Source organism: Mycobacterium sp. TH-M15, assembly GCF_057473705.1.
The window spans coordinates 1-3,979 of sequence record NZ_JBYCLB010000200.1; the positions used below are offsets into that span (position 1 = coordinate 1).

Annotated in this window: 6 protein-coding genes and 1 pseudogene; 3 read left to right on the top strand and 4 right to left on the bottom strand. The window is 69.8% G+C overall.

All coding sequences use genetic code 11. The features are described from left to right. Positions 1-793, bottom strand: a 793-nt coding sequence (locus tag AC2VNT_RS04725; protein WP_486945750.1) for a glycine--tRNA ligase, incomplete at its 3' end; no start/stop codon positions are given. Positions 794-952: 159 nt separating this feature from the next. On the opposite strand from AC2VNT_RS04725, the gene AC2VNT_RS04730 reads away from it, so the two are divergent. Both AC2VNT_RS04730 and AC2VNT_RS04735 read left to right on the top strand, forming a co-directional pair. Beyond that, complete coding sequence (locus AC2VNT_RS04730; RefSeq protein ID WP_486945751.1) at positions 953-1,303, top strand: ArsR/SmtB family transcription factor; 351 nt, start codon at positions 953-955, stop codon at positions 1,301-1,303. Next, the gene (locus tag AC2VNT_RS04735) at positions 1,303-1,695 is read left to right on the top strand and encodes a Fur family transcriptional regulator (protein WP_486945752.1); all 393 of its coding nucleotides are present in this window, start codon (positions 1,303-1,305) and stop codon (positions 1,693-1,695) included. Before AC2VNT_RS04730 ends, AC2VNT_RS04735 begins: the two co-directional genes overlap by 1 nt. 133 nt (positions 1,696-1,828) lie before the next feature. Here AC2VNT_RS04735 and AC2VNT_RS04740 read toward each other — a convergent pair whose 3' ends face one another. Beyond that, on the bottom strand, positions 1,829-2,266 hold the full coding sequence (locus tag AC2VNT_RS04740; RefSeq protein WP_486945753.1) for a hypothetical protein: 438 nt from the start codon (positions 2,264-2,266) through the stop codon (positions 1,829-1,831). After that, on the bottom strand, positions 2,266-3,162 hold the full coding sequence (locus tag AC2VNT_RS04745) for a decaprenyl diphosphate synthase (RefSeq protein WP_486945754.1): 897 nt from the start codon (positions 3,160-3,162) through the stop codon (positions 2,266-2,268). Before AC2VNT_RS04745 ends, AC2VNT_RS04740 begins: the two co-directional genes overlap by 1 nt. 256 nt (positions 3,163-3,418) lie before the next feature. Here AC2VNT_RS04745 and AC2VNT_RS04750 point away from each other — a divergent pair, with 256 nt between their 5' ends. Continuing rightward, complete coding sequence (locus AC2VNT_RS04750; RefSeq protein WP_486945755.1) at positions 3,419-3,757, top strand: hemophore-related protein; 339 nt, start codon at positions 3,419-3,421, stop codon at positions 3,755-3,757. Positions 3,758-3,787: 30 nt separating this feature from the next. Here the strand turns inward: AC2VNT_RS04750 and AC2VNT_RS04755 are convergent. Continuing rightward, positions 3,788-3,979, bottom strand: a pseudogene (locus AC2VNT_RS04755) (DNA repair protein RecO); the annotation flags it as partial.

Genomic DNA, 3,979 nt, shown 5'->3' on the forward strand with positions numbered 1-3,979 from the left:
CCTTCGGGTGTTCGAACAGACGCAGGTTGTCCTTGTTGATACCGAGGCCGGTGTACCAGTCAAGGCGGTAGTCGATCCAGTACTGATGCCACTGCTCGTCCTCGCCCGGCTTGACGAAGAATTCCATCTCCATCTGCTCGAACTCGCGGGTGCGGAAGATGAAGTTGCCCGGGGTGATCTCGTTTCGGAAGCTCTTGCCGGTCTGGGCGATCCCGAACGGCGGCTTGCGACGCGCGGTGGTGACCACGTTGGCGAAGTTGACGAAGATGCCCTGGGCGGTCTCCGGCCGCAGGTAGTGCAGCCCGTCCTCGCTCTCGATCGGTCCGAGGTGGGTCTTGAGCATCATGTTGAACTCGCGCGGCTCGGTCCACTGACCCTTGGTGCCGCAGTCCGGGCAGACGATCTCGCTCATCGGCACGGTGTCCGGGTCGACGGCGTCCCCCTCCTTGCCGCCCTTCTTCGCGACCTTCTCCGCGTAGGCCTCCTGCATGTGGTCCTGCCGGTGCCGCTTGTGGCAGCTCAGGCACTCCACCAGCGGGTCGTGGAAGACCTCGACGTGCCCGGAGGCCACCCACACCTCGCGCGGCAGGATGATCGAGGAGTCCAGGCCGACCACGTCGTCGCGGGAGGTGACCACCGACCGCCACCACTGGCGCTTGATGTTCTCCTTGAACTCCACCCCCAGCGGGCCGTAGTCCCAGGCGGACTTGGTGCCGCCGTAGATCTCACCGGACGGGTAGACCAGGCCGCGGCGCTTGGCCAGGTTGACGACGGTGTCGATGACGGACGCCACGGCTGGTGCGCTCCTTAACCTCGGGGATGAACTCTGCGGATGCTCTTCTGCAGAGCAACAGACATCGTAGGCGACCACCCCGGATTCTTTGACATGCATCCATGCGCATGCGAAAGTGGAAGTCGACTGAAAACGGTTTCCAATTTCGGAGGTGGTGGCATGTCCCCCGCGCCGTCCGGCGCCGTCGCCGACGATCACCGACACGGCGCCCCGTCGGCGCTGCCGCCTCGGGAGCTGCTGGACGCGGCCGGTGAGCTGCTGCGGGCGCTGGCCGCGCCGGTGCGGATCGCGATCGTGCTGCAGCTGCAGGAGTCGCAGCGCTGCGTACACCAACTGGTCGACGCCCTGGACGTGCCGCAGCCGCTGGTCAGCCAGCACCTGAAGATCCTCAAGGCGGCCGGGGTGGTCGCCTCGGAGCGCTCCGGCCGGGAGGTGCTCTACCGGCTGTCCGACCATCATCTGGCGCACATCGTCGTCGACGCGGTCGCGCACGCCGGAGAGGAGCGCTGATGACCACTCCCGGGGTGCGGTCCACCCGGCAGCGGGCGGCGATCTCGGCGCTGCTGGAGACCATCGACGACTTCCGCTCCGCCCAGGAGATCCACGACGTGCTGCGCCGGCGCGGCGAGAACATCGGCCTGACCACGGTGTATCGCACCCTGCAGGCGATGGCGGCGGCCGGGCTGGTGGACACGCTGCGCGCCGACACCGGCGAGTCGGTGTACCGGCGCTGCTCGGAGGCGCACCACCACCACCTGGTCTGCCGGGGTTGCGGCGCCACCGTCGAGGTGGAAGACCCCGAGGTGGAGGAGTGGGCGGCGCGGGTGGCCGCCGAGCACGGATACACCGAGGTCGGCCACACCATCGAGATCTTCGGCACCTGCGCGGCGTGCCGGGGATAGACGCCGGTGTTCTGGCGAAGCAGACGAACGCGGCCCGTCAGGGGCCCTCCGTTGGCGCCGCTGGCCGAGGCCCCGGTCAACCGAACCGAGACCTACACCCAGCGTCGCGAACTGGGCTTGACCACCGACCCGCTCAGCCGGTCAGCGTCCGGCGCAGCTCCGCCCCGGCGTCCAGCACCAGCAGCACCAGGGTGCGCAACGCGTCGTCGGCCAGGCCGGCGCCGGGAAAGTTGTACCGCAGCAGCACGTCGGCGGTCTTGCCGGAGCCACGCTTGCCGGAGCCGCGCTTGCCGGCCGGGGTAGCCTCGGCCGGCTTCTCCACCAGGGTCAGCGAACCGAGCAGCGTGCCGCCGCCCGCCCCGATCACCCGGTCGCGCAGCGTGCGGGTCGCCGGCAGGTCCCAGGCCAGGATCTGGGTGAGCGACACCAGGTCCAGCCCGTCGGCGATGGTGACCACCCGCAGCGACGCCAGCGTGTCGTCGTAGCGGACGGTCAGCGCGCCGTCGGCCTCCTCGGTGACCGCCGGCACGTCGCCCAGGGCGGCCAGCAGCCGCGCGGCCAGCGGGGACATCAGGCGGTCCCGAACCGGCGCTGACGCTGCGCGTACTCGGCGCAGGCCACCCAGAGGTCCCGCCGGTCGTAGTCCGGCCAGAGCTTCTCCTGGAAGATGTACTCGGCGTAGGCGGCCTGCCAGAGCATGAAGTTGGACGAGCGCTGCTCGCCGGAGGTCCGGATCAGCAGGTCCACGTCCGGCATGTCCGGGCGGTGCAGGTGCCGGGCGATCGTCGCCTCGCTGATCCGGTCCGGGTTCAGCCGGCCGGCGACGGCTTCCCGGGCGATCGCCTTGGCCGCCTCGGCGATCTCGGTGCGCCCGCCGTAGTTGACGCAGTAGTTGATGGTGATGACGTCGTTGTGCACGGTCATGTTCTCGGCGATCTCGAATTCCTTGATCACGCTGCGCCACATCCGCGGCCGCGATCCCACCCAGCGCATCCGCACCCCCATCGCGTCGAGGTTCTCCCGCCGGCGGCGCACCACCTCGCGGTTGAACCCCATCAGGAACCGGACCTCCTCGGAGGAGCGTTTCCAGTTCTCGGTGGAGAACGCGTACACCGTCAGCCACTTGATGCCCAGCTCGATGGCGCCGCAGGTGATGTCGATCAGCACCGCCTCACCCATCTTGTGGCCCTCGGTGCGGTGCAGGCCGCGCTGGGCCGCCCAGCGGCCGTTGCCGTCCATCACCACCGCGACGTGGTTGGGCAGCTGCCCGGCCGGGATCGCCGGGGCGGCCGCCGTGGAGGTGTGCTGCGGCGGCCGACGCGGCCCGCCACCGGCCACCGGCGGCAGCTGCGGGAAGACCACCGGCCAGGTGGAGGTGTCCGGGAACGTCGGGTAGTCGTCCGGCGCCGCGGGCAGCTGCGGCAAGACCGGCGCTTCCCGGGAGCGGCGGGACCGGATGACTACCATGCGCCATATCCTGCCCGACCCGCGCCGAGCGGGGCGCGCAGGCCGGGTTGAGCGACCTCCGCACACCCGACAGTCCGGGTCGGCGTGTTCCCATGAATCTCATAGCCAGTGGCTGACCAGCGACGACACCGCCGATTTGACACCAGGCCGACGGCGCTGCCGTACCGGCGCGACCGGGATCGGCTACGCTGAGCCTGTCTATACGTTGGCTTCCGGGGGTCGCTTCCGGCACGCTTTAGTGAAAGGCTTTCACACCATGGTCGAATCACCGTTGGCCAGGCTCGCCGCTGCAGTCGGCGGCCTGCTGTTGTCGGTCTCCGCCGCGGCCGGAGTGGCCTCCGCAGCCCCCGACCTGGGCGCGTTCGTCAACTCGACCTGCAGCTACGCGCAGGTGATGTCGGCGCTCAACGACCAGGACCCGGCGGCGGCGGCGAAGTTCAACCAGTCGCCGATGGCCCAGTCGTTCCTGCGGTCGTTCATCGCCTCGCCGCCGGAGAAGCGGCAGCGGATGGCCAACCAGATCCAGACGATGCCGGAGGCCGCGCCGTACTTCGACACCATGGCCGGGGTCGCGGCCACCTGCAACAACTACTGATCGGGTGAGTGCGGGGGTCCCGCCCCCGCATTACTCGTTGGCCGCCGGACGATCCGCCCGGTGGCCGCGCTCCATCAGCGGCAGGGTCCGCAGCCGGCGCTCCAGGTGCCACTGCAGGTGCGCGGCGACCAAGCCACTGGCGTGGCTGCGGTGCGCCGGTACTGAGAGTTCGGCAAGCGCCCAATCCCCGTCGTGCAACGCGGCCATCAGCTCCAGCACCCC